This window comes from Enterococcus sp. AZ170, assembly GCF_050545135.1.
GTDB lineage: Bacteria > Bacillota > Bacilli > Lactobacillales > Enterococcaceae > Enterococcus_L > Enterococcus_L ureilyticus.
In genome coordinates this window covers 912561-939032 of the sequence record NZ_CP172947.1, presented here as the reverse complement: position 1 = coordinate 939032, position 26472 = coordinate 912561, and the positions used below count along the sequence as shown (strand labels likewise).

The 26472-nt window shown below is 36.1% G+C and carries 22 protein-coding genes; 4 read left to right on the top strand and 18 right to left on the bottom strand.

Annotated elements, in window-relative coordinates:
• Positions 1–335 precede the first annotated feature (335 nt).
• Both IGJ55_RS04540 and IGJ55_RS04535 read right to left on the bottom strand, forming a co-directional pair.
• A complete protein-coding gene (locus tag IGJ55_RS04540) occupies positions 336–1547 on the bottom strand; it encodes an NAD(P)/FAD-dependent oxidoreductase (RefSeq protein ID WP_069640581.1) in 1212 nt (403 codons plus the stop codon).
• Between the two features lie 31 nt (positions 1548–1578).
• Entirely contained in the window at positions 1579–2484 is a 906-nt protein-coding gene (locus IGJ55_RS04535; protein ID WP_430607487.1) for a prenyltransferase, read from the bottom strand.
• 119 nt (positions 2485–2603) lie between these two features.
• Here IGJ55_RS04535 and IGJ55_RS04530 point away from each other — a divergent pair, with 119 nt between their 5' ends.
• On the top strand, positions 2604–3584 hold the full coding sequence (locus IGJ55_RS04530) for a polyprenyl synthetase family protein (protein WP_069640579.1): 981 nt from the start codon (positions 2604–2606) through the stop codon (positions 3582–3584).
• A 50-nt stretch (positions 3585–3634) separates the two neighbouring features.
• Here the strand turns inward: IGJ55_RS04530 and cydC are convergent, their stop codons facing one another.
• The 8 genes from cydC to IGJ55_RS04490 form a co-directional block, all read right to left on the bottom strand.
• Positions 3635–5395: a thiol reductant ABC exporter subunit CydC gene (cydC, locus tag IGJ55_RS04525; RefSeq protein ID WP_430607484.1), complete on the bottom strand. Its 1761-nt coding sequence runs from the start codon at positions 5393–5395 to the stop codon at positions 3635–3637.
• Positions 5395–7125, bottom strand: a complete 1731-nt coding sequence (gene cydD, locus IGJ55_RS04520) for a thiol reductant ABC exporter subunit CydD (RefSeq protein WP_430607482.1) — start codon at positions 7123–7125, stop codon at positions 5395–5397. The genes cydC and cydD overlap by 1 nt, the downstream gene beginning before the upstream one ends.
• Positions 7122–8147: a cytochrome d ubiquinol oxidase subunit II gene (gene cydB / locus IGJ55_RS04515; RefSeq protein WP_430607479.1), complete on the bottom strand. Its 1026-nt coding sequence runs from the start codon at positions 8145–8147 to the stop codon at positions 7122–7124. The genes cydD and cydB overlap by 4 nt, the downstream gene beginning before the upstream one ends.
• Positions 8144–9562: a cytochrome ubiquinol oxidase subunit I gene (locus IGJ55_RS04510; protein WP_069640575.1), complete on the bottom strand. Its 1419-nt coding sequence runs from the start codon at positions 9560–9562 to the stop codon at positions 8144–8146. Before IGJ55_RS04510 ends, cydB begins: the two co-directional genes overlap by 4 nt.
• 339 nt (positions 9563–9901) lie before the next feature.
• Positions 9902–10951, bottom strand: coding sequence for a DUF916 and DUF3324 domain-containing protein (locus IGJ55_RS04505; RefSeq protein WP_430607477.1), 1050 nt, complete (start codon positions 10949–10951; stop codon positions 9902–9904).
• Positions 10952–10992: 41 nt separating this feature from the next.
• Positions 10993–14028 (bottom strand): WxL domain-containing protein, encoded by a 3036-nt coding sequence (locus IGJ55_RS04500; protein ID WP_430607474.1) that lies wholly within the window; start codon positions 14026–14028, stop codon positions 10993–10995.
• 299 nt (positions 14029–14327) lie between these two features.
• On the bottom strand, positions 14328–14627 hold the full coding sequence (locus tag IGJ55_RS04495) for a hypothetical protein (protein WP_207121106.1): 300 nt from the start codon (positions 14625–14627) through the stop codon (positions 14328–14330).
• Between the two features lie 185 nt (positions 14628–14812).
• A complete protein-coding gene (locus IGJ55_RS04490) occupies positions 14813–16891 on the bottom strand; it encodes a DNA topoisomerase III (RefSeq protein ID WP_430607470.1) in 2079 nt (692 codons plus the stop codon).
• 187 nt (positions 16892–17078) lie between these two features.
• Between IGJ55_RS04490 and IGJ55_RS04485 the strand changes: the two genes are divergently transcribed.
• Together IGJ55_RS04485 and IGJ55_RS04480 are read left to right on the top strand one after the other, a co-directional pair.
• A complete protein-coding gene (locus tag IGJ55_RS04485; RefSeq protein WP_430607468.1) occupies positions 17079–17792 on the top strand; it encodes a DsbA family oxidoreductase in 714 nt (237 codons plus the stop codon).
• Between the two features lie 151 nt (positions 17793–17943).
• Positions 17944–18129: a hypothetical protein gene (locus IGJ55_RS04480; RefSeq protein WP_069640570.1), complete on the top strand. Its 186-nt coding sequence runs from the start codon at positions 17944–17946 to the stop codon at positions 18127–18129.
• Between the two features lie 25 nt (positions 18130–18154).
• Here the strand turns inward: IGJ55_RS04480 and IGJ55_RS04475 are convergent, their stop codons facing one another.
• Complete coding sequence (locus tag IGJ55_RS04475; RefSeq protein ID WP_069640569.1) at positions 18155–18520, bottom strand: DUF1033 family protein; 366 nt, start codon at positions 18518–18520, stop codon at positions 18155–18157.
• Between the two features lie 226 nt (positions 18521–18746).
• Between IGJ55_RS04475 and IGJ55_RS04470 the strand changes: the two genes are divergently transcribed.
• A complete protein-coding gene (locus IGJ55_RS04470) occupies positions 18747–19139 on the top strand; it encodes a hypothetical protein (protein ID WP_069640568.1) in 393 nt (130 codons plus the stop codon).
• 72 nt (positions 19140–19211) lie between these two features.
• Here IGJ55_RS04470 and IGJ55_RS04465 read toward each other — a convergent pair.
• The 7 genes from IGJ55_RS04465 to IGJ55_RS04435 form a co-directional block, all read right to left on the bottom strand.
• Positions 19212–20632 (bottom strand): IS3 family transposase gene (locus IGJ55_RS04465; RefSeq protein WP_430606860.1). Its coding sequence is split into 2 segments (ribosomal slippage): positions 19212–20155 and positions 20155–20632, totalling 1422 coding nucleotides; the frame shifts between segments, so codons are not numbered across the junction.
• A gap of 76 nt (positions 20633–20708) precedes the next feature.
• Complete coding sequence (gene mnmA, locus IGJ55_RS04460) at positions 20709–21833, bottom strand: tRNA 2-thiouridine(34) synthase MnmA (RefSeq protein ID WP_207120511.1); 1125 nt, start codon at positions 21831–21833, stop codon at positions 20709–20711.
• Between the two features lie 267 nt (positions 21834–22100).
• Positions 22101–22370, bottom strand: a complete 270-nt coding sequence (locus IGJ55_RS04455; RefSeq protein ID WP_069640566.1) for a hypothetical protein — start codon at positions 22368–22370, stop codon at positions 22101–22103.
• 352 nt (positions 22371–22722) lie between these two features.
• The gene (locus IGJ55_RS04450; protein WP_207120510.1) at positions 22723–23064 is read right to left on the bottom strand and encodes a DUF1831 domain-containing protein; all 342 of its coding nucleotides are present in this window, start codon (positions 23062–23064) and stop codon (positions 22723–22725) included.
• 81 nt (positions 23065–23145) lie between these two features.
• A complete protein-coding gene (locus IGJ55_RS04445; protein ID WP_430607464.1) occupies positions 23146–24291 on the bottom strand; it encodes a cysteine desulfurase family protein in 1146 nt (381 codons plus the stop codon).
• Positions 24292–24369: 78 nt separating this feature from the next.
• Entirely contained in the window at positions 24370–25272 is a 903-nt protein-coding gene (gene rarD / locus IGJ55_RS04440; RefSeq protein ID WP_430607462.1) for an EamA family transporter RarD, read from the bottom strand.
• A gap of 105 nt (positions 25273–25377) precedes the next feature.
• A complete protein-coding gene (locus tag IGJ55_RS04435; protein ID WP_207120507.1) occupies positions 25378–26343 on the bottom strand; it encodes a ribose-phosphate diphosphokinase in 966 nt (321 codons plus the stop codon).
• Positions 26344–26472: the final 129 nt, after the last annotated feature.

The window sequence follows — 26472 nt, the reverse complement described above, 5'->3', positions numbered from 1 at the left end:
TTTTTCCTGTCAATTTAACGATTTAAAAATAAAAAAGTCCCTGACAATCAAAAATAGACTGTCAGGGACGAATAAACGACAAGACAAATCCTATGATTTTGTCTTGAACGTATCCTTACACGCGGTACCACCCATAGTTGAAATTAAATAATAATTTCCTCTCAAAAGACGTTAACGGATCTCACCCGAATAAACATCATGCTCCAGATTTGTAATTCAAAATGTTGTTTTGGCCAACTTCCAGCAGCCGTTGACTTTCTGTCATTTCAAAACAACTTTCTACTTGGAACCCTTCGTTGCATTTCGATTGATTTTATTATACTACAATTTTCTCTTTAACGGTAAAAATCAAAACGACCTTTAGCTAACACTTCTTTCACTCCACCTGTCTCAAATAAAGAACGATCCATGATTGCTTTTTTAATGAATGAAGCTGGATAGCCTTTGACTTCCATTTTACCAACAACACCAAACGCATGACTATTGCCAATAGAAGCGACAGAACCTAGCGATTTAAACGTAAACTCTTTCGTAGGTTCTCCTTTTAACTGGGCTTTGATGTTCTTACCTGCGTGTTCACCCATTTTAAGTGAAATTTGTGCAGTTGTCGGATAAGGTCGATTTGATTCTTTATCCATCACAGCAGAGCAGTCACCGATAATGTAGACATTCTCATGATCTGCATCTGTTAAGTCTGGTTTAACCATCACACGTCCACGTTTTGCTGCAAAACCAGAATCACCAACAACATGACTGCCACTGACACCAGTTGTCCAAATGATTGTTTTTGCTGTTAATTCATTTAATTCATTTGTTTCTTGATTATCTAAATAAACAACCGTATCTTGTTTGATCTCTTTGATTGGCTTTCCAACTAAGAAATTAACACCCCATTTTTTCAAATGATCGATTCCGTAACCACCTAATTTTTCACTAAACATTGGCAATAAACGAGTCACAGCCTCAACACAATACAATTGAATCTTGTCAGGCTCAACACCTGCGATTTCAGCTAGTTTTTTCTTGCCTTCATGCAATGAACCTAATAATTCGATCCCAGTGAAACCTGCACCGCAAACCACGATTTTTAGGTAATTTTCATCTTTTGTTTCTTTGTATGCTTTCATTTGTTCTGTTAAATGTTGATAGACTTTTTCTGATGTCGGAATATCGACCATTTTTAATGAGAATTCTTCAACACCTGGAATACCAAATGATTCTGATTCATAACCTAAAGCTACAATCAAATAATCGTAAGAAATCGCTTCTTGATCTTTCAAATGAACAAGTTGATTTTCACTATCGATTTTTTCCACTCTACCTTGTACAAACGTCGTACATGCTGATTTTACAACATCTTTGATTGGATAAGTAATTCTTTCTGACGTTTGGATTCCTGCTGCAACTTCGTGGATATCTGTTGCTTCAAAGTGGTAATCATTTTGATCAACCAATGTGATTTTCAACTCATTGTTTCCTTTTTGTAATTCATGGAGCGCTCTTAATCCGGCATAGCCAGCGCCCAAAATAACGACATGCTTACTCATTTTTAAAATCCCCTCTTAACCTTTTTATTTATTATTTAAGCCACAATCCTATGGCGAAAAATACAACTTGTGCCAGTGCTCCGACTGCTAAAATTCTAACAGCGCAAATAAATGTCTTTGTTTTGACTTGCTCCTTTAAAAATAACTTCGTTTGTTTCCAAATATATGGCAAAACAAGTAACGTCAATAACATCGTAATCGGTGTTAAGCCCAAAACAACACTCAACACAATCGATGCAAATGCAATCACGATCAATCCGACAAACAAACCAATCGATGCTTTCTTCCCTAAATAGTGAACTAAGGTGAAGCGATGATTCATTTCATCTTCTTCTAAATCACAAATATTATTTGCTAACATTAAATTAGCGATCAAACAAGTATTGGGTAGTGATACTAAGAAGATACTGCCAAGATTGCCCGCTGTCCATTGAAAAGAATCAAATGTATTGATATAGACACAAATCAACATGATCATAAAGCCCATCGTAAATCCTGAAAAGAATTCACCCAGAGGCAAACTTGATAATGGTTTGGGTCCAGAAGAATAAAAGATTCCAATCAAATAACAGTACAGCCCCAACCACAATAGCGGCCAACCGACAATCATAGATAAACCGATTCCCATCAATGCTGAGATGATGATCATCCAAATGATCCATTGACGAAGCATTGATAGTGACAGGTTCTCCCGCCCGATGATATTCGTCTTTTCTTTATAATCATGCCCTTCTTTGGCATGGTGGTAGTCATTATAGTTATCTAAAATATCAACAGCCATATTAAAAATAAACATCGCAATAAAATAAATAAGAACATAACCTAAATGTAAACTTCCATAATGATACCAACTAAAACAAATTCCTAAAAGAAAGGGTAAAACACTGGCTGTCTTTGCTTTTAGTTCAACTAATTCAAAAAAAACTTCTCTATTCAAATTATACTCTTCTCTCCTTACATTATTTAGTTTTATGCTCACAGAATAATTTACTTGTATTTCTTCACCAACATCGTATACAATCAATAGTATTGAATTACTGAAAGGACTATTGTGTTATGAATGATTTTTGGAAGGAATTTCCTATTATCCAACAACAACTAAACGAAACTTGTGAATTGATCAAACATCAAGTAAAAATACGAAACAAAGAAATTGAAGCAGCTTTAGTCGAGCTAACGTGTTCTGGTGGAAAATTATTGCGCCCTGCCTTCTTTTTTTTATTTACTCAAATTGGCGATGAACAAAAACAAGACCATCAACAACTAATAAAAATTGCTGCTTCAATCGAAATTTTACACATGGCCACACTTGTCCACGATGATATCATCGATGATTCTCCTCTTCGAAGAGGAGCTGTTACGATTCAATCTCGTTATGGCAAAGATGTTGCCGTTTATACAGGAGATTTATTATTCACAGAGTTCTTTGAATTACTTGCTGATACAATGAATGGTTCAGATTTCTTACATACGAACGCTTCTGCGATGAAACGATTACTACTCGGTGAATTAGATCAAATGCACACACGTTATAAAAAGAACATGACGATTTCCGATTATTTACGCAGCGTTAATGGCAAAACAGCTGAACTATTCTCATTAAGTTGTTTAGAAGGTGCTCATTTTGGCTTTGCTTGTGCTGAGGTCCAGCGTCTGGCAAGACGGATTGGTCGCCATATTGGGATTGCCTTTCAAGTCTATGACGATATCTTAGATTACACCGCAGATGTCAAAACCTTAAAAAAGCCCGTCTTAGAAGATCTCGCTCAAGGTGTTTACACATTACCGTTGCTCTTTGCGATGCAAAAATCACCAGAGCGCTTTAACAATTATTTAGAAAAGGGGGCGGCCATAACAACTACCCAAGCAAGTGAAGTTGCTCAACTTGTTTACGAACTAGAGGGCGTAAATGATGCAAAAGCATTTGCTAAACGAGTAACAGAAAAGGCTTTGACCGATATTGAAAGACTACCTGATTGTTTAGGTAAAGAACAGCTAACTCAATTAACGCACTTATTATTACAACGATCCTTTTAAAAGCTTGAGGCAACGCTCATTGCGTTTTGCCTCAGCTTTTTTTATTTCATTCAGTGCTTATTCATACCACGATCAATTGCATATAATTGTTGATAATGCGGATTTGTCGCCAGTAGCTCTTGTGGAGAACCACTCATTTCTAGCTGACCATCTTCAATAAAAACGACCCGGTCCATCATGTGAACCCCTTGCAAATGATGTGTGATCCAAATAATCGTTTTATCTTTCAATGTCTCAAAAAACGTCTCCAATAATTGTTGTTCTGTGATTGGATCCAGTCCTGTCGTTGGTTCATCCAACAGTACCACTGGTGTATCTTGAAGTAAAATCCGTGCTAAAGCCAAACGATGGCGTTCACCGCCAGAAAAACGCAGCCCCGCTTCATCCACCATCGTCAGTAACCCTTCCGGTAACGCTGCAATCATATCTTTTAAACCAACCTTATTCAACACTTGCCAAACCTCTTCTTCTGAGGCTTCTTCTCGTCCGATTCGAACATTATTTAGAATCGTCGTTCTAAATAAGTAAGGTGTTTGATGAATCACACCAATCGATTGGGTAATTTGATCACCAAATTCTGCTGTAGGAATCCCGCCTAGCGTAATATAACCTTTATCTGGACGTAAATCCCCACGAATCAAGGTTGCTAAAGTACTTTTCCCTGAACCGCTACGGCCTAAAATTGCTAATTTTTCTTTTGAATGGATTGTTAAACTTAAATTTTCCAGTACATTCTTAGCTGTTCCCTCATAAGAAAATGACACATCCGTGATCTTGATTTCACTATCAGTAACCGTTACATCGTTCACGACTTGATTTGTCTCATCTGGCTCTGGTAAATCATTCAATCGTTTGATGGAATCTTTATAAATATTTGTTTCTTGCGCCGCATCAGGTAGGGGAGCAAATGCATCGATCAGTGGAAACACCGTTAAAGTAAATGCTGCAATCCAGTTAGCCGCTCCACCATGGTTGCCAGGAAAACGAACGCTCGTCCAAGCTAAAATGGCAACTGTAATGACCCCAAAAGCGACTTGTAAAACAAAATCACGAAAACGATTGAAACGTTTGATCTTTTCATCTAACTGGCGTAATTTTGCTTCCTCTTTCTCATATGAATGAACAAATTCTTGTCCACGTTGACTAAACACCCAATCAGAAACGCCTAAGATATTATCTGTCAATGTTTTATACAATTCATTTTTAGACACTTTTTGTTTCTCTTGTCTCGCACCATTTACTAAAACTGAGAGCATTGGCAAAAGAAAAATCACTACACCTAACATCAATAACATGCACAGACCAAACCACCATGAAAACAAACCTAGTCCAATAATAATAAAGATATATAACAACCAAGCGATCACAGTTGGGAAAATCGTACGCAAGTACAAGTTCTGCAAGTGATTGATATCTTCAGATAATAAACCTAAAATATCACCCGTTTGGTATTTCGATTTAAAGAAAATCGCATCTTTCTCTAAAACCAGGTAAAGTTTCAAACGCAAATCAGATGTCATTTTCAAAACCCAATTATGACTGACTAGACGCTCAATATATCGGAAAACTGGACGACTAATCCCAAAGGCGCGTGTTAATACAATGGGAATATAAATCATCAAAATATTTTCTGGAAGTGATGCTGCTCGGCTAATTAAATAACCCGAGTTAAACATCAAAGCACCCGCACTGAAGAAAGTTAAAAAGCCTAAAATCAGGGCTAAGTACAATAAGCCTTTATACTTTTTCAAGAAGGGTTTAACCCATTGATCTTTTTCATATAATTCTTTATTTGTTGGGGTATTTTCCATTATTCTGTCCCCCTCATTTGATTGACTAATTTTACATAGTAGCCATTTTTTTCAGTCAACTCAGCTAAGGTGCCTGCTTCAACCAACTGTCCTTTATCCATCACTAGAATATAATCCATTTCTGCCATCCAATGTAATCGATGCGTGGCAAAAAAGACAAGATGTTTTTCCATTAAAGGCAACATTCTTTCTTTCAATTCTACCTCAGTTTCAATATCTAAGTGAGCAGTCGGCTCATCAAATAGTAAAATCCGACGTTCTTGATCTAAAAAAGCTCTAGCAAGCGCCACACGCTGTGCTTGGCCTCCGCTTAGCATTCTCCCGCTTTCGCCAATTACCGTATTGATACCGTCCCCTAGACCTGTTACAAGCGTTTCTAGTCCTACTAACTGAACAGCAGCCATCACTTGCTCATCTGACGCTTCTGGCGTATAAAAACGGACATTATTGGCTAAGGTATCTTGGAAAATATAAGGAGACTGCGGAATATAGAGTACTTGACTTTGCCATTGCTTTTGCAGAAAATGTGGGATCTCTTGTCCATCGACTTCGATTTTTGTCATTTCAGCATTCGGTTCCAAAAATCCACTCAATACATTGATCAAGGTTGATTTTCCCGAACCACTTGCGCCAATGATCCCAATTTTTTGATACCCTTTTGCTTTAAAATCTAATCCTTTTAATGCTGGCTGAGTGGCTTCTTCATATTGGAATGTTAATTGTTCAGCAGTTAATTCACTCAACGCTGTCCAATCTCCTAAAGTAAGACGATCCGTTTCAGTCATTTCTGGTAAATCCAAAACAGCTTGGATTGCCTGGAATGAATTTTTACCATCTAAAGTCGCATGATAATCACTTGCAAAATCACGCACTGGTAAGAAAAATTCTGGTGCTAAAATCAAGGTCGTCAATGCAGGAAATAGTAAAATCCCACCTTCTAACAAACTCAAACCTAAAAATACCGCTACAACAGCTACTGATAATGTTGTAAAAAAGTCCAAGGCAAACGTTGATAAAATCGCGATTTTCAAAGTACTCATCGTTGCTTCTCTAAAACGCTCACTGGTATTATAAATGCTGCCTGCATACTTTTTACTTAACCCAAATAGCTTTAGAGTGTCTAAGCCTCGTAATGAATCGATAAAATGATTAGACAAAATCTGAAATGCTTTGTATTGTTTATCCGCTTTACTTTGAGCCGCATATCCTAAAATGATCATAAATATAATAATCATAGGAAACACCACTAATAAAACGACTCCAGAACGAATATCCAATGTAAAGACAAAAATCAAAATGATCCAGGGAATGATCATCATATTCATAATTTTCATCAAAATCAGATGCAGATAATTTTCTGCCTGACTGATTCCTTCAAGTGCCATCGTGATCATATTTCCCGTACCATTTTTCTGAACCACCGTTGGTCCCAGGCGGAAAACCTTTTGCAACAAGGCTTCCCTTAATTCACGTGATCGCTCATAGCTAAAGGTGTCTAACATTTTCTCACGAAGATACGTCACGACATGTCTGCCAGTATAAAACAAAAAGAACACCAAAATATTCAACAGCTGGTCTTGTAGCAGACCACCTTCCCATAACCCAACAACGGCTTTCGCTAAATAAAATGCTTGTCCTATAATAAATACTGCTTGCAGGAAAGAAAAACCTGCAAGCAAGATCATGATATTTTTGATTTTCGGCATTTTTAAGATGGCTTTATCGATCATCCTTCATACCCCACAGCAGCGATTGCTGGATGTTTGATCCGTTTTCTAAAGACATAATAAGACCAGCCTGTATAGGCTAATACAAATGGTAAAATCGTTAATGATAACCATGTCATTGTTTTCAATGTGTAAGGAGAACTTGAAGCATCTTTGATCAAGATGTCATAATACCCTTCACTACCGATCATCACTCGTGGGAATAAACCACTAAATAATAATGCCACTAGAAGAATCAACGTCAAACCACTAGCAAGGAACGCCAACATTTCTTTTTTCTTAAAGACACTGACGTTGGCAACAACTGTCAATGCTACAATTGCTACAACAAGTAATAATGTCACTAAAAAGTTATTATCAAAGAAATCTGTTTTAAAGTACAACAAAGCGGCAAAGACAACTAAGCCAATATATAAAACCCAATAAAAGAATGACGCATAATTACGTGCACGCTCTCTCACAGGACCTTCTGTTTTAAGCGTAATATAATTCAAGCCATGTAGGTAGCACAATAATGTCAAAGCAACCCCACCGACAACAGAAAATACATTAATGTAGTCAGTAAATGAAGCCATCATATTGCCATTCACATCAAGCGGCATTCCTTGAACTAAATCAATGAATAAAACCCCAAAGAAAAATGGCACGATAAAACTACCGATCGATAATGTCCAGTTCCACATTCTACGACGTTTGCCATCTGGCATACGGTGACGGAATTCAAATGACACTCCACGAATGATCAAACCAACTAAAATAATAAACAAAATCAAGTAGAATCCGCTAAATAATGAAGCATACCAGTATGGGAAAGAAGCAAACATCGCCCCACCTGCTGTTAATAACCAGACTTCATTACCATCCCAAACCGGTCCAATCGTTTGGATGATTTGTTCTTTTTCCTCTTCGTCGTGCGCTAATGTTTGAACGGACATCCCCACGCCAAAGTCAAAACCTTCTAGGAAGAAGAAGCCTGAGAATAAAATACCAATTAGGACAAACCAAAGTAATTGCAACGTACTCATTCGCCAAAGACCTCCTTATCAAATGGATCTACATCAGTAGAGTTTGCCTCTGCTAATTTCTTTTCTTCATAATCTGGGCCTTTTTTAAGTTCGACCGTAATCAAGTAAACCATGACTGAACCTAGACCTGCAAAGAGAATAAAGTAAATAATATTCGATGTTAACAGTGAAGCCACTGATACGTTTGGCGACACACTGTCTTCGATCGTAAATAAACCATAAACAGTCCAAGGATAACGACCAAGCTCAGTAATCAACCAACCTGTTGTATTTGCCAAGAATGGAGCAAATGTACACAATGCTAATATCCAAACCATCCAACGTTTTTCATAAAGTGAAGGTTTTTTCTTGCGACTAAAGAATAATCCTAAAGCTGAAACTAAAAGCATCAATGCACCAAAGCCAGCCATGACTCTAAAGCTCCAGAATAATGTGTTGACTGGTGGATAATAATTTTTATCATCACCATACTGTTCTTTCAAACGTTCATTCACGGTGTCCATTCCATCAACGGAACCAGATAAACTGTTATAAGAAAGGATACTTAACATATAAGGAATTTGAATCCCAAATACTTGTTTATGTTGCGCTTCATCGGCCCAAGCAATCAATGTCCAAGCGGCCGGATCGCCAGAATCTTCATAATCCCCTTCCATTGCCGCAAATTTCATTGGTTGATCATTGATCAAGGCTTTCATTTGCAAGTCCCCTGTAAATAAAACAGATAGTGACCCAAATAAAGCGATCCATAAACCAACACGCATAGATGTTTTGTGGAAATTCATATCACGTTTTTTCAAAATTTGGAATGCAGCTAAACCTGCAACGATCATTCCGCCCATCACAATTGCGCCAGACAGAACATGTGTAAACTCATACCAAACTTTTGGATTGCCAATTACGGCCCCAAAATCGATCAATTCAGCACGACCATTGTTTAAAGTATAGCCCACTGGATGTTGCATAAAGCTGTTTGCCGCTAAAATCCAGAAAGCCGACATCATTGAACCAAATACGACCAACCAAATAAATGTTAAATGTAGTTTAGGACTGACTTTATCCCAAGTAAATATCCATAAACCTAAAAATGTTGATTCTAAAAAGAATGCAAGTAACGCTTCAATTGCTAGTGGAGCACCAAAAATATCTCCGACAAAGCGTGAATAATCTGACCAGTTCATTCCAAACTGGAATTCTTGAATAATTCCTGTTACAACGCCTACTGCAAAACTTAATAGAAAAATGTTGCCCCAAAACTTCGCCATTTTGCGATAACGCTCATCTTTTTTCACAACATACATCGTTTCCATGACTGCGACTACAAGTGCTAATCCTATTGAAAACGGTACGAAGAAGTAATGAAAGACAGTCGTCATTGCAAATTGGAATCTTGCTAATGTTACAATATCAAACATCAATAATCCCCCTTGTTTTTACTGTTTCCACAAAAAGAATAAGCTGATTTTATCCATTGTAATTATCCATTTGCGCAGTTGGTTGGTGCTGCCAAAATGAATCAAAACCCAGAATAAAATAAACCTAAATACAATATGTGCGTGGAAACTCTTTTTATTAATTTTAGAATGATTCCAATCTAAAGTATACTCTTTTATTTACAAAATACAAATGTTTCTGTCCTATTTTCATCAAAATATTCCTTTGTTCTTGGGGAAAAATAAGAAAAGTGAGAAGATGACTACTTTAGCTTCCCACTTTTCTATTCATACTCTGGTCTTCACTAACTATCTAAACCGTTACTTTTTTCTTCTATTTCTATTTTTCCAATTAATTGACCACAAAATAAATAGTAGCAACACTATATAAAAAATCAGCTTCCTTGAGGAAGTCGCCTCTAGTTGATTCGTTGTTTCATTTAATTTCTTATTCTCTTTTTCTACAATGGTAAATTCTTTTTCCATAGTCCACTCTTTTTCACCATTTTTGGCTTTCACTTCTAAAATGTAGTTTCCAGCTGGAAACTCATTTTTTTCCATACTTATTAAGTAGTCAAAATTTGAGTTTGGGGCCATGTTAATATTCTCTGATGTTTGAGTGAAAAAAATTTCTTTTCCTTCTTTTAAATAGATTTTAGCTTCAATCATCATATCCTTAATAATGACAGGTTGAGTATTTTGAATATTTGCCTTGATAAACTTTCGATAGTTGACTTTGCCAATCGTCACTGTTGTTAATTTCAATTTTGCCTCTGCTTCTTTTTCATTTTCTGTCAATAACAGACCAATTGTATACGCAAATTTATTAATTACAGTAGTACCAGTGCTTTTTTTTTCATTTAATGCTCTTTGCTTCTCTTCGCTTATCACTATTCCCCCAAGGAGTACTCCATCAAGCTTTTCAGTTGGCATTGTAATCTGTATAAAAAGCGTCTTAGTCTGATTTGCAGGAATAACAACCTCTGAATCTGTTTTCACTAGATCTGAAATTCCAACTTTTAACGTTGAATCTCTTTTTTCACTTTTTGTATATTCTACTGTGCCATTATTATTAGTGGTTGCATCATTAATTTGAATCACAGCTACTATATCTTCTTTTTGGGATGTATTTTTCAACTCTACTTGAATAACTTGCTCTGTTCCTGCAGACATTAGTAAGTCAAAATACGTTTTTGTTTTGTCTCTTTGATTTTCGGGGATGATTGTTTTCACTTCAAGAGATCCCGCTATGGCGTCTTCATTCTGCTCATTATTATCTGCCTGTCCAACTACGTTGAATGAACCCATCAGACACATTACAAAAGCAATTACTGATAATAGTAGATATGGTTTAATCATCTTTTTAGTCATACTGCCTCCCTATACTAACTTAATGCTATACGTCTCTGATTTCATATGGGAGAATCAGTTAAAATCCACGTTAATGTCGTCGTGTATTTTTCTGCCACTAATTGTGGCTGTGCTGGAACGTCTAATTGTATACTTGTTTCAGCTGTTGACCCTTTATCACCAAATCTCACTACTTGTGTCCCCATCCCCGTTTTAGCTTCGGCTGTAGCAACATCTATAGTTGTCATGCCATCTGGTATTAACTCCAATTCTTTTTCTGAAACAGTTGCCAGTCCTGCCGCATTACTTTTCCCTTTACTCATAGTTAGATTTTTTAAAATGATTTGTGCCCCCACTAGTTCTTTCTTTGTGATAACGGATGTAAACTGCTCTTCTTGTCTTACTTGAAGTCTCCAACCTGCATTTGTCTCCCGCTCATCAGAGATTTGAACTGAGTTTGCAAAATTCTCCGTTAGCCCCGCTTCATTTTTTCCGTTTTCTAAAATTGCATTGTAGGTTTGTGCATTAAGTGTCATTGCTTGCTGTCCAAAATGAAAATTAGAAACATGTAAAATCTTAAGTGGGTTGTTATTTGGCTTGACACTCATTTCATTCGGTATCATTATCTTGTCAGGATCTTCTGGGTTTACAGGACTTATTGAGGTGTAATCTTTTTTATAGATAAACTTTTCAACTTGAGGTTTAAGTTGATAATTCAGTTCTATTAGAGGTGAACTCACATCTAACTCATATCCTTTGATTTCTTTTGCATTGACTGTGATTTTTTCACCAAATCGGCCTGTAAATATCTCTGATTTGTCTAATTCTACGCCTTTATTGTCTACATACTGAATGGTTATAGTCCCAGGATGAATCTCTAAAAAATCTTGATGCAGTTCTAACAAAACATCTCTCTCTGCTTCTGGTAATGATAAAATTGCAACAGTTATTTGTGTTTTCTCTGGATTATTATCTACACTTGCCCATTCAGCATCTGATTTTATTGTATCAATTGCAGAGGTAATTTTTTCTTTTGCTACTGCTATTCCAGGTGTTCTATTTTCGTTTACCAAGTAGCCATTTTTCACAAGCAGCACATTGCTTTTAAGCGTTGGATCAATTAACGTTTCAGTAGCTGCAGTTAATCGATTTGTTGTCTCTGCATGGTATAACTTAATTTTATACCCTTCTTTCAGTGGAAGTTCACTTTTTTCTACTACTACATCTGTTCCTTCCATTTCCTTGTGATAAATCAACTGATCAAATTCATCAAAAACTTCTATTGAAGCATAAAGTTGCCCTTTAAAATAAGTGTGAGGTGTAGTAGAGGTTACATCAATGATCATCTTTTGATTCATAAAATCTGTTTGAATGACACCGAAAACCCTATCATATAGACCTTTAAACTGAATCGTTTCATCGTATAGCCTACTTCCCTTTATCTCAGTTAGATTAACAGTTGTTTCATTTTGTGCATCACGAACATACGCATAATAATTATCCGCTTCATAAAATCCCTCCGTTTTAGGAAGTTGCAGGGTATAAACACCGTTTTCCAACTTAGGAATGACAATATCTGGTTCATTTATTTCAACTTCTTTAACTAACTGATTTCCATCTTTTATACCTATTTTCTTCCCTTTTATTTGGGCAAAATCATGTATATTAAGATGAATAGTCAAGGCCCCTCCTGGTAAATTTAAAGCAGCTATTTCTTGATTTGTGACAAGGCTAAACTGGGAATCAACCATCAATGAAGGACTTAATAAAGAGACCGCATCCTTTAACTTTTCCTTAGGAACGACATCAACGAGAGAAGTAACTGCCGAATAACTTTTTCCACGATTTACTATTCGTTGTCTTTGTTCTGTTAAAGGTAAGCCCCATTTAAGCAGGACTGAACTATAATCTTTCTGCATTTGACTACTATAAAATAGATTAAATAAATCGGGTAATGACATATTTTTAATGTTCTCGTCCCCATTATTTACAGCCTCTCTATACATGACATTCAGTTTTGTCCAATTCTCTTTTCCAACACTTTGAGTCAGATCGGTTAAGAGAATTAGCCGTCCTCTATGATCCAAGTCGGGATACCCGATTTGCTGCTCAACTAATCGACTGTATAATCCTGATTCTACAGTTGCTTTATTCCCGAAATTATATAACCAAGAGTTTTTCTCTACGATCGATTTCCCTCTGTAAGTATCGGTATAAAAAACGGCTAATAAATTGTTAGACACTTCCCCCGTGTACATGTCTTTATTATTATATGATGGTTGATAGGCATGTCCTATCTCATGTAGGGTACCCCAATCCCATTTTGTCATCCATCGATTCACTACCGTATCTTTTCCATTTGAAGAATAGTTATCTTGATAATATGCGGCGATTCCGGGTCCTGTTCCACCATCAGCTTTTAAGAAAAAGCGGTTTTCTGGTTTTTTATTTACACCACTCACCGTTTCTGAAAGCCCCATTAGCTCATCGTAGTAGTTAATGATACTGTTCTGATAGGTAATGTATTGATCTAAATCAGAAAAATCTTTTAAACTCTCTGCTTGCTCTTTTTCTTTATTAGGGATTAATAATTGAAATTGTTCCCCCTTTACCAAACCAAACGCTGCATTTGTGTCTCTCCACTTTGAAAAAAAAGTTTGTTCATTTGAGCCTGATTCATAAACTGGTAATGCTACACTAACACCATCGATTTCATACTCAACTTCAGCATCATTTTCCCCATAAGGCGTGTTGATAAATGGCACAGCACTATGTTCGACAGGTACTGTTTTCCATTCATTCGTTATGGGCACAGATTTCTCTTGTGTTCGATTATTTCCAAGTAACCATAATGTTAAATTATTATACCCATCATTCACGCTAGTTCTGCGAATTTTTATGGTTGAACCTCCATTAACTACAATCCCTAAATCTTGCCTATCGTGATATTTGGCTCGAGACATCCCTGTTTTAAATATCCAATTTGGTTGCTCCAAACTAGTAACTTCTAGCGTTGTTGTTTCAGCATAGCTATTTTGAGCAAAAAAAAACAGTCCTAGTAGTATTAAAAAGTGTGCTAATAAATTTTTTTTCATCATTCTATGTAATTCCCCTTCATTTTAAACAAGTTGATTATGCCAGGAAATAAAAAACAAAGTGATTGGATTGAAATAAATAACAATAAGAACCTTTAAAAAAACTCAAAGATCAAAAGAACATTATTTTACTAATGCATAAATAGTAGAATATGTTATTCATATTCTACTATAATATATTATTTTATTTTTTCTGTTTTTCAATAGACGACTTCCCCAAAGAAAAAAATGAAATTTTTTTCATCAAACTAAAACAACGTGACGAATCCAATCTACATTTGAATTACGTCTGCCAAATATCTTTAGTCCAACAATCCTTGCTTCTTTGAATAATCCATGTATTGATAAACCTTCTTAATTTTATTTTGTTTCACCTCAGCTATTTTTTCTCGAGTAAAGCTTTCAATGATCCCTTGATTTTGCAATTCTTCGATCATTGCAGTTAATTGATAAAATTCTGTCAAAAGTTGTTCTTCATTCGTTTCATCTGCTCTAGAAGGGTGATGATCATCAAACCCAAACCTGATTGCTTTTGATAATGCTTGTTGAATTTCTGCACATTCTTCCATTGCTACTAAGGTTAAATATTCATTTTTTCTCATTTTTATGCTCCTTTCTTCTTTGATTCATTATTTACTATGCTGCTCTATCTCACAATCAATACTTCTCACCAAAATTATACCATAAATTAAAAGCCACTGACTCTTCGCTTAATATCTTCCAAACAAATAATAAAATAAAGCCACCGATCATCTTATTTATTGATGACCAGTGTCTTTGTTTTAACTCAATCTTGTTTCATTGCAGCTTTCAATGCTTGTGCTAGTGCACTTTCTTCTGGTTCTTCTTTTTGAGAATATTTTTTCATTAACTTACGTTCTTCATGTTTTGTAAGCTTTTTACTGCGTTCTTTTTTATCCTGCATTTTTTCAGTGATCGAGCAGTACTTACATTTGAAGTATGAACCATTTTTACCATCGATGATTTCCATTTTTCGGTGGCATTGTGAGCAACGATGGTTGGATACTTTGGGATCTTTCCTACGACGATAGCTACAATCTTGGCTAGAACACACATAGATTTTACCGTCTTTGGTGTTTTTCTCACGTAAGTTTGAGCCGCATTCTGGGCATTTCTTTTGCGTGATCGAAAAGTCTTGGTATTTGCTTTCACTTTGTTTGATCTCATTGACCAGTTTTTTTGTATCTTGTTCGATTTCTTTTAGAAAAACGGTACTGCTTTGCTTGCCTTTGGCGATAGCTTCTAACGTTTTTTCCCATTTTTCTGTTAGTTCAGGTGTGACTAACGAGGGATTGACTAATTCAAGGAGTTGCTTCCCTTTTGGTGACACGCTTAAGCCATTTGTTGTCCGTTCCATCAGCTCTGACTTGATCAGCTTTTCAATGATTTCAGCTCGTGTAGCTGGTGTTCCCAAACTATGCTTTTCCATTAAGCCTAGCAAGGTTCCTTCGGTCAGCGGCTTTGGTGGTGCAGTTAGTTCTTTATTAATAGTGAAATTTGGTGGTATGATCATGCCCAATTTCCAATCAAAACTTGGCGCTACTGCTTCTTTTTCTTGCTTCCACCCCGTAACTTCAACTTTACTTTGACGGAAGATAAATTGTTCTTTCCCAAAACTCACCGTTACTTTTGTTTGTTTTGTGCGATGCCCTTCTGCAAACATTCCTAAGAAACGAGTGACGATCATGTTGTAAATTTTTTGTTCATCTCCACTTAACTTCTCATAACGCGGGCGTTGTTCAGTCGGGATCAAGGCATGATGATCTGTGACTTTCTCATTTTGGAAAACTTTTGTCAGTTTAACTTGTCCGCCATTTTTGATATATGTTTTAACTTCTGGCGCAAAATCACTCACCGCCTGTAATCGCTCTTTCATTGTTGCTTTCATATCTGTCGTTAAATATTTACTATCCGTTCTTGGATACGTCACGATTTTATGAAATTCATAGAGACTTTGTACTAATGACAAAGTTTTCTTTGCAGAAAATTGATAGCGCTGATTGGCTTCTCTTTGGATTTCTGTTAAATCATACGGTAGTGGTGCTTGTTCTGTTTTGACTTTTTCTTGGATATCGGTTACTTTGCCTTTACCTTCACTTAATTGTTTCACAAAGGCCTCTACCTCATTCCGTTCTTTAAAAGCGTAGGGATTACTTTGAACAAGTTTGGCTTTTTCTTTTTGAACTTGCAACTCTACTGAAAAATAGGTTTGTGGTCTAAAGCTTTCTATTTTCTTTTCTTGTTGACGGACCAAAGATAGGGTTGGTGTTTGAACCCGTCCAGCTGACAAGCTGTCTTGGTACTTGACAGTCAACGCTCTTGTCACGTTTAATCCCACTAACCAATCTGCTTTTGCACGCGCTAAAGCGGAATAATACAAATTGTCGTACTCTTTAGCTGGTCTTAACTTTTTGAAACCATCTTTGATTGCTTTATCCGTTTGGGATGAAATCCACAACCGTTTTACTGGCTTATTAAAATGGACATATTCTAAGATCCAACGAGCAACTAGTTCCCCTTCACGTCCTGCATCTGTTGCAATAACTGCTTCGGTAACATCTTTGCGATTTGCTAATTGTTTGATCGCTTTTAATTGATGGCCTGTTTTAGGTAACGGTTTTATTCCTAAATTCTTAGGTACCATTGGTAGAGTCTCCATTTGCCAGGATTGCCATTCTTTGTTGATGTCTTCCGGCATTTTTAATCCTAACAAGTGTCCTAACGCCCATGTCACAATAACATTAGGTCCTTCGTAATAACTTTTATTTTTTTGATTTGCGCCAAGAACTTTACTTAAATCTTTAGCAACACTAGGTTTTTCAGCAATAATTAGTTGTTTCCCCATTTACTTCACTCACTTTCTGAATTTCTTATGTAAATTGAATTCATCTCCAAAACGTCAATAGGTTGATTTTACCACACTCTGCATACTCTTTTCGCCTCTTATTCAAGCATTTTAATTGAAATGTAAACAGAAGAACTGCATCCTTACTAATAGTAAGTTAAAAAACACTCATTATTAAGGAGAAACTATGATCACAATTGAATTTTTTCACGATGTTATTTGCAGTTTTTGTTTTCCTATGTCTTATAGAATGAGACAAGTCAAAAAAGAAATGCCTGAAATCAAGGTTATCCACCGCTCTTTTGCTTTGGCAAGAGAATCACAAGACCACGATCGAATGTTTGGTTCTCGAGAAAATGCTAAAAAAGAAATTTTATCCCATTGGTTTCATGCTAACCAAAATGATGAGCTTCATCGTTTTAATATTGAAGGAATGCGCGAAACTGATTTTCTTTTTCCGACTTCTATGAACGGTTTACTTGCCGCAAAAGCTGCAGGTATAGTCGGCGGTGAGGATAGCTATTGGGATGTCTTTGATGCTTTACAAGCAGCACTATTTATGGATAGCCGTAATATTGATGATCTTGATGTGCTTGAAGCAATTATAAAAAATTGCTCAATTGACTTTGAAAAATGGCAATCCGCTTTTACAGATCCAGCAACTTTAGCATTAGTTGAAGAGGATTTTAATTTAGCGAATGCTTACCAACTCACTGGTGTACCTGCCTTGATTGTGAATGGAAAATATCTCATCAACGGTGCACAGCCAATGGAGCAAATCATCCAAGCGATTCAGATAATCAAGGAAAAAGAAAGCCCAGTTATTGAAATTATTAAAAACAATGATTCTGGGGATGGCTCTTGTAATATGGAAGACGGTAAGTGGGTCTGCAAAGAGTAAGTAATCTTTTTGGAAAGCCAAGACGCTACTGCAGGAGTTGCTTCTACTCTCATCCTTTATCTAAATTTTTTGTTCCAAGTTTGCTGAAAAGAAGCAGTTATTCTTTTTTATGATTATTTAGGGTATAATTATAAAAAGGAGGTCGTTTTACATGACTAATGAATATAATACTCCATCACCAACACCACCTGAAAATAATACCACTATTACTCAAGAAACTTTTAAAGAAAAAAGTGATTTCGTCTTTTTAACGAAAGATAATAATACTGAAATCATCCTACCCAAAAATATATACGTGCATGAAAAAAAAGATAAGACAAAGAAAAGTCAGAGCTAAGCGACTCTGACTTTTTTCTATCCTTCTAAACCAAACTCGATTTACAGCATTTCGGCTTCGCACAATCGTTGTGCCGTTCATGAAAATCATCGCCACTTTCAAACGTCACTGCTTTTTGGTCTTTCAGTAAAGCAAGTCCCTTATATTGCTGCAGATCTTCATCACATTCTTCACACCAGCGTTCATCCCCAGCATTCCAGAACGCTGCTAAGTAATTCACTTTTGTATTTATGTATTCATATGTTGAAGAAAGTTCTTGCCATTTTTTTATGTAATAACGTTCTGCATCTTCTAGACGGTCAAATGACTTTTCTTCCTCAATATCTTCTTGCCAGTCTTCAAAAAACCACCATGGCTCATTATCGCCGTACATGATAACAACTTGGTACATTGATCGATCACTCCAATTCTTTCTACAAGAGCTATTCTAGTCACTTATCGTGAAACTTTCAACTTAAGTGCTTGTGAAATAGTTTTTTGTTCAAACCTTCATTATTTCTAATTTTACCATAAGTTGAAATAAACAGAAGAATAAATTTAAATTGATCTTTATTTCATTGCGTATAGAATAGCCTTTTGCTAAAATATGGAAAGAATAGAAAGGAACGTTTCTTATTATGAAAAAACCTGTATTTTGGAACTCAATTGCTATTTATTTACTATTATATAATAATATTTTGCTCATTATTGCGTTGATCATGTCGTTAAAAGCGATAGTGGAAGGACATGGATCTTTTGGAGCGGATGTTTGGTATCAGATTTTTGTTTTTCTCATTTATATTATTGTGATTGCCGGATTAATGATAGGTGGTAAAAAAGGATACATCGCCTCAGTGCTCTTTATCCCATTCATCTTTCTAATGTATTTTTACCCACCGATAATGGTCAGCATGTTTCCTAAAATGATTATGTTAGCATTTCGTGTGTTTGAATTTGTTTCGATGCTTTATCTGGTTATTTCACCAGAATCTAGAGCTTATATTCAAAACAGTAAGCAAAAAAAGGAGTAGGAATTTTGTAGTGACCCCAAAAAGTTAGACTTTTTTCGGAGTAGAGAAATCTACTCCGTTTTTTATTCGTTATTAAGCTGCTTTACTTTCGGCTATTCGAAACTGTACAGGACTTTTCCAGTTCAGTTTCTTTTTCATTCGTTCGTTGTTGTAATAATAGATATAGTTATCAATTGCCATTTTTAGTTCTTCAAAACCAGAATAGGTTTTCCCGTGATAAATTTCTTGTTTTAAAAGACTAAAGAAGTTCTCCATGATTGAGTTATCTAGACAATTGCCTTTTCGAGACATACTTTGAAAAATGTTCTGTTTCTTCAGTTTATAGCTGTAAGCTTTCATTTGATACGCCCAACCTTGATCTGAGTGAAAGGTGCGACGATAAGGACAATCATTCGTCAGTCTGATTGCTTCTTCTAATCCTTCCATTATTGCCAGTGCATTTGGTTTTTCTGAGATACGATAAGAAAGAATTTCACTATTATACATATCCATAAAAGGATCTAAGTATAACTTTTTTTGACGAATGATTCCTTTGGGATCACAATCAAAATACTTTAATTCTGTTGTATCTGTCGTTATTTTTTGATGACAAACACTCGTGTAAAAGCGACGTTGGATTCGGTTCTTGGCAATCGTTCCAACTTTTCCACGATACGAGCTATAGCGACGGGATTTCCGTGTATAAGAGCGGACTTCAATCCTTAGCTTTCGAATTAAGCGTTGAACTTTCTTTTTATTCACGTGGAATCCTCGGCTCCTTAGTTCGTTCGTCATTCGTAAACAGCCGTAATCTTTATGCTTTTGACGAATATGAAGCATCTCTGTTTCAATTTCCTGATTTGGATTTTTTCGGTCAAATCGTTTTTGCCAATACATAAAGGTTGATTTAGAAAAATTCAATGCTTCAAGAAGCTCAACTAATTTGAACTGTCCTCGGAGGCTTGCGATGATTCGCGCGATTGATTCACTCGTCGTTGTTGAGCTTCCTGTTTTCGCAGCTTCCTCAGTTCTTTTAAAAAGGCATTTTCAATTTGAAGAGTACGAACCTGCTTTTCTAATTCTTTGATGCGATTCTGTTCTTCTAGCGTTTCTTTCATTAAATGCTTCTTTGTCTGTTCTTCTTTTTTTGGCACGGTAGATAGACGCCCTTTCTCTTTTGAGAGCCCATCGATTCCTTCTTTTCGGAATTTTCGCATCCAGTTGGCAATAAGAGTTGGATTATTCATTTCAAGAATATTGGCAACTTCACGATAGGAGAGCTCACTTGTTTGATATAACTCTATCGCATTTAGCTTGAATTGAACAGAATAATTCTGATTTTGACGTTTTCGTAAAAGACCTTCTTCACCAAATTCTTGATAAGCATTGATCCACCTATGGACTTGTTCCGCCGCTTTAACCCCATGCTTATTTGCTAAAGCTTGTATTCCTCCTTTCCCTACCAGATATTCTTGAACAATTTTTAGTTTAAGTTCAAAGCTATATTTAGACATAAAAATACCGACCTCCAAAAAATTAGATTTTTGGTCTAACTTTTTGGGGTCGGTTCATTTCTCCCTACTCCTTTTTTTAGATATATTGTAGTACTTTTTCTTCTTGGTAAGCTTGATCAATCAAGCCACCACCAAGACATTCCATACCATCATAAAAGACAACGGCTTGTCCTGGAGTAATTGCACGTACAGGTTCAGAAAAAATCACTTTAGCTGTCGTTCCGTCACCCGTTAACACAACTTTAACGGGTATATCCTCTTGACGATAGCGGAACTTCGCCGTACATTCAAATTCTCTAGGCATTTCTGTATCAACGGTAAAATGAATTTCACTTGCATCTAAGTGTGTTGCATATAATTGTTCATGATGGAAGCCTTGTCCAACATATAATGTATTCGTTGCTAAATCTTTCCCCACTACAAACCAAGGTTCTTGTGAGCCTTTGCCACCACCGATGCCTAAGCCTTGGCGTTGACCAATGGTATAATACATCAAGCCGTCATGTTTTCCTTTGATCTCCCCGTCTAACGTCATCATATTTCCTTTATTAGCAGGTAAATAAGTACTTAAAAATTGTTTGAAGTTCTTTTCGCCAATAAAACAAATACCTGTTGAATCTTTTTTCTTCGCAGTTGCTAGATCAGCGCGTTCTGCAATTGCTCGAACTTCTGATTTTTCCATGCTGCCTAAGGGGAACATCGTTTTAGCTAATTGTGCTTGAGATAATTGACTCAAGAAATAGGTTTGATCTTTATTATTATCTACACCACGTAACATACGTACTGTACCATCTTCTTTTCTTTCTACTTGGGCATAATGTCCCGTTGCCACATAATCTGCACCTAGTTGCATTGCGTATTCCAAAAAGGCTTTGAATTTGATCTCTTTATTACACATCACATCAGGATTTGGTGTTCGTCCTGCACGATATTCTGCCAAAAAATATTCAAATACACGATCCCAATATTCCTTTTCAAAGTTTACTGAATAATAAGGAATACCGATTTGGTCAGCAACTTTCGCTACATCCTTGTAATCTTCGGTGGCTGTACATACACCATTTTCATCCGTGTCATCCCAATTTTTCATAAAGATACCCACGACATCATAGCCTTGCTCTTTTAAAAGCAGTGCTGTAACAGAAGAATCTACACCTCCGCTCATGCCTACAATGACACGAGTTTTGCTGTTATCTGTCATTTGATCACCATCATTTCAATTTAGATTCTGAATTGATCTACGATTTGAAGGTCGTAACTTTTCAGTGATACTTATTATACTAGTATTTTGATAGAAGTAAAGCTCTTAGGAACATACCTTAATTTTGGCTAAATAATAACTGATATTTATCTCCATATTTTCGTAGTAAGTTTTCTTCTAGCAGTTGATATTCCAGCAATTGAGAATGACCGATAGTAAAATGATAGGCCAAACTTTGATTTCTTCTGCCATCATCAAATACTATATTTAAAAGATGAACATCATTTTTTTATTATCATCACTGCTAGCACTCATAGCAAAATGGATAATTTCTTCATCTTTATAACGAATACCATTAATACTGATCCTGCCTTTATGAATACCTATATTTTGTAATGGTATCCTCTTTTTAAAAGAAATGTTTCGGATCCCGACAATAAAAAATATTCCAAGGACAATCAATGCTTGCCATTTAGTTTCCAAAAGTCTGATCGGAACAAGCAGGTACATAAGAAAAGTAATAACAGCTCCAATCATTAACGCAATCAGATACTCCGTCCATTTTATAGAATAGCGATCAATTCCAGAATGGATAAACCGATCAGAATGATCTCTGTCTGACCCTCTAACAGAGACTGCAAGATAAACGAGATCCTATTATCTTTTGAATAAAAATATAGTACCAAGCTAAAGATTATCCCTATTAAAATCATAAATACTAAATTATTTTTTCTAATCCAAAACACCTTATTTTTCATTTTCCTCACTTCTTTTAAAGATCGAGGACAAAAAAAGTTTATCAAGAATTTTTAGGTCTGACAAGAGCTCTTACTATCAAAAAATAAGACCTGTCCACAAAAGGACAGATCTTATTTTTTGAATCGATTGATTACACTTTTTCCAAAACGCCACGACTGATCATGCCATCCATCAAGAAATAGAACTTCTCTTGGCTCATTGCATGTGATTCATTCTTGAAAATATTCATTGATTTTAGTCCGTTCGCCGTTGTTACTGACATTTTTAATGTTTTTAAATCTTCAGCAATCGTAATTTTTAATTTAAACCCTTCTTTACTTTGAGGAGTTGCATCCAATGGACGAATCAATTGGAAGTTTCCTGAATTTGTTTCAGTAAAACCATTATCTTTTAATGTATATTTCTTTGCTTGTTCATTTACTTTATAAAATACCGTACAACCTTCTACTGTTGCTTTTTCTTCAAATGCCATTTTTCCACCTCTTTATTTATTGTCTCTTTTATTATAGTTTGTAGTCTTTCATTTTACCAGCTCTAATCGATTTTTCTTAGATTAAGCTTGCATTTTTTGGATAGTGTTGATCAAGGTCGTCACAAATCGATAAATTTGGTCATCATCATTGCCTAAACCAAAGCTGATGCGTACTGATTCTTTGATTGCGGAATGATTCTTCCCATACATCGCTTCTAAAACGTGGGAAGGTTCAACAGTTCCTGCCGTACAAGCTGAACCAGTTGAGATTGCTACTCCTTGCAAATCTAAATGCATCAATAATAGATCGCTTGCTATGCCTGGAAAACGTAAATTCAAAATATGCGCTAATTTCTTTTCAGGATGACCATTGATTTGATAGCGAATCTTTGCCTCATCCAATTGCGTCAAGATGATTTTTTGATAATTAATATATTTTTCATGCCGCCGCTCTTTTTCATTAGTAGTCAACATTTCAACGGCTCTGCCCATACCAGCAATCCCCGTCAAGTTTTCTGTGCCCGCCCGACGTTTTTCTTCTTGTTCTCCACCATGTAACAATGAAGGTAAAGAAATTTCATCGTTTTTATATAAGAAGCCTACTCCTTTTGGTCCATTGATTTTATGAGCCGAAATACTTAGCAAGTCAATTCCCAACTCGTGCGGTAAGATCCGTTCAGAGCCATATGCTTGTACAGCATCAGTATGAAAAATCGCTGGGTGTGTCTTTAGTAATTCTCCGATTTCTTTGATTGGCATTAAATTACCAATTTCATTGTTACCATACATCACAGAAACCAATATTGTATCCTCCCGTAATGCATCCTTCACAGCAGCAACAGACAGCATCCCTTTTTTGTCAACAGGTAAATAGGTTATATCAAATCCTAAGCCGTCCAAATACTTCATGGTTTCCAACACAGCAGGGTGTTCGATGACCGTTGTAATTAGGTGCTTCCCTTGGCTTTGTCTAGAAAGAGCGGTCTCAATAATTGCTGTGTTATCCCCTTCGGTACCACCGCTATTAAAAATAATTTCATGTGGTTTTACCTCAAGGCTTGCTGCAATCACTTGGCGAATATCTTCTAATTTTCGGTGTGCTTGTCTGCCGAATGTATGGATACTGGATGGATTGCCAAATGTCTGTGTCATTTCACTTGTCATTAGGTCTATAACTGTAGGATGGATCGGCGTCGTTGCTGCGTGATCTAAATAAATGGATTCCACTGAACTCGTCCTTTCTGAAACATTTTTAATGGGATTAGTGTACCATAACTAAGATTGTTCCTCAAAGATTGCTTCTTCTCAACTTCCCTTTGCAAAACGCTTTTCTTTACGATATGTATAGATATTGCCATACGTAAAGACTGCGATCGCTAGCCAAATAAAACCAAATGCGATAAATTGTTCTGCTGAGTAAGGCTCATGGTATAAAAAGAGAGCAGATAGCAACATTAATGTGGGGCCAACATACTGAATGAATCCTAAAATAATATAAGAGATTTGTTTTGCTGCTTCTGCAAAAAGCAATAATGGAATTGCTGTAACAATACCTGCGCCAACTAATAATAAATTAGTTGTTGCCTCATAATTCATAAATCCTTGTTGTGAAAAGAATAGTAAATAAATCATTGCGACAGGTAAAATAACAAACGTCTCAATTGTTAACCCAGTATATGAACTAACCGTCACACCTTTTTTGATCAGGCCATAAAAACTAAAGGTTACAGCCATGACAAGTGGGGCAACGGGAATCTCTCCAGTTTGAATGGTTAATAAAACGACACCTGTCAAAGCTAAACTACAAGCAATCATTCCTGAACGATTTAATTTTTCCTTCAAAATCAGTGTTGCCAGTAATACATTCACCAGTGGATTCATATAATATCCTAGACTAGCTTGTGTCACATGTCCTTGGCTAACTGTATAAATAAAGGTAAACCAATTGACTGAAATTAAAATAGCGGCACAAATAATAGCAAATAATTTTTTCTTATCCTGTAGTACCATTTTAACTTCGGCTAAAAACAATGACCACTTTTTCGTGATCAAAATATAGACAATCATAAATAAAAATGACCAAATAATTCGATAACATAAAATATCTAATGGCTCGACGGTTGGCAGCAACTTCCAATAAATCGGGATGATCCCCCAAAATACATAGGCAATAAACCCTAATAGAACACCTTTTTTTTGCTCTTTCATCTAGCAGCCCCTTTCTCTTTTTCTTTCCGAATTAAAAGAATGAATAAAAAGAAGTTCAGCTTAAAACAATAACTGAACTTCTTTCATCATTTAAACAGGTCGTTATTATTTCTCTTCTAAACGAAACAGTGGACTCATTGGTGTATTTTCATGAATTCGTTTCACTGCTTCTCCCATAAGCTCTGCACAAGAAACAATCGTTAAGGCATTTGGTTTGCGGTCTTCTGAAATAAATACAGAATCCGTTACACAAATTTGTTCGATTGGGGCAGCATCTAGTGTCTCTTTTGCGCCTTTAGACAATAGCCCATGAGAAGCACAAGCATAGATTCTCTTAGCGCCGTTTTCTTCTAAAATCTCTGCAGCCGTTGCCATCGTACTACCAGAATTTAAAATGTCGTCTACTAAAATACAGGTTTTCCCTTTAACTTCACCAATAACATACCCTGAACGTACACCATCAACTTCCTCTTGATCAATGATCGCTAAGGTTGCATCTAAATACTCTGACAAGCTTCTAGCTCGCTGTACACCGCTATTTTTAGGAGAAACAACGACAATCTCTTCTCCCGTTAATTGCTGCTGGCGATAATTATGTGCAAACAACGGCATTGTGAATAAATTATCCACTGGAATGTCAAAGAATCCTTGGACTTGAACAGTATGTAAATCTAAGGTCAAGACACGCGTTGCACCTGCTTCTTCTAATAAATTAGCTACCAATTTCGCTGTGATCGGTTCTCTTGGTTTCGCTGTTCGATCTTGTCTAGCATACCCATAGTAAGGCAATACCACGTTAATTGTTTTAGCGCTAGCTCGTTTTAATGCATCAATCATGATCAATAATTCCATTAAATTATCATTAACAGGCAAATTGGTCGATTGAACAAGAAAAACATGGTCCCCACGAATACTCTCTTCAATGTTGATTTGAATTTCTCCATCACTAAATTGACGCACCGTACTTTTTCCGAGTTCAGTCCCGACAACTTCAGCAATTTTTTCTGCTAAAGGACGATTAGCATTCAAACTAAAGATTCGTAATGTTTTATCCTGGTATTTTTGGGTCATGATTTCCTCCGTGATCTCGATATTTTTCTATTCTTTCAGTTAAAAACTTCAATTTCTATTTTACCATTGATTCAGTAAAAAATCATGGATCTTTTTCTTTCTTGTGATAAATAATTGAAATTTTATCGA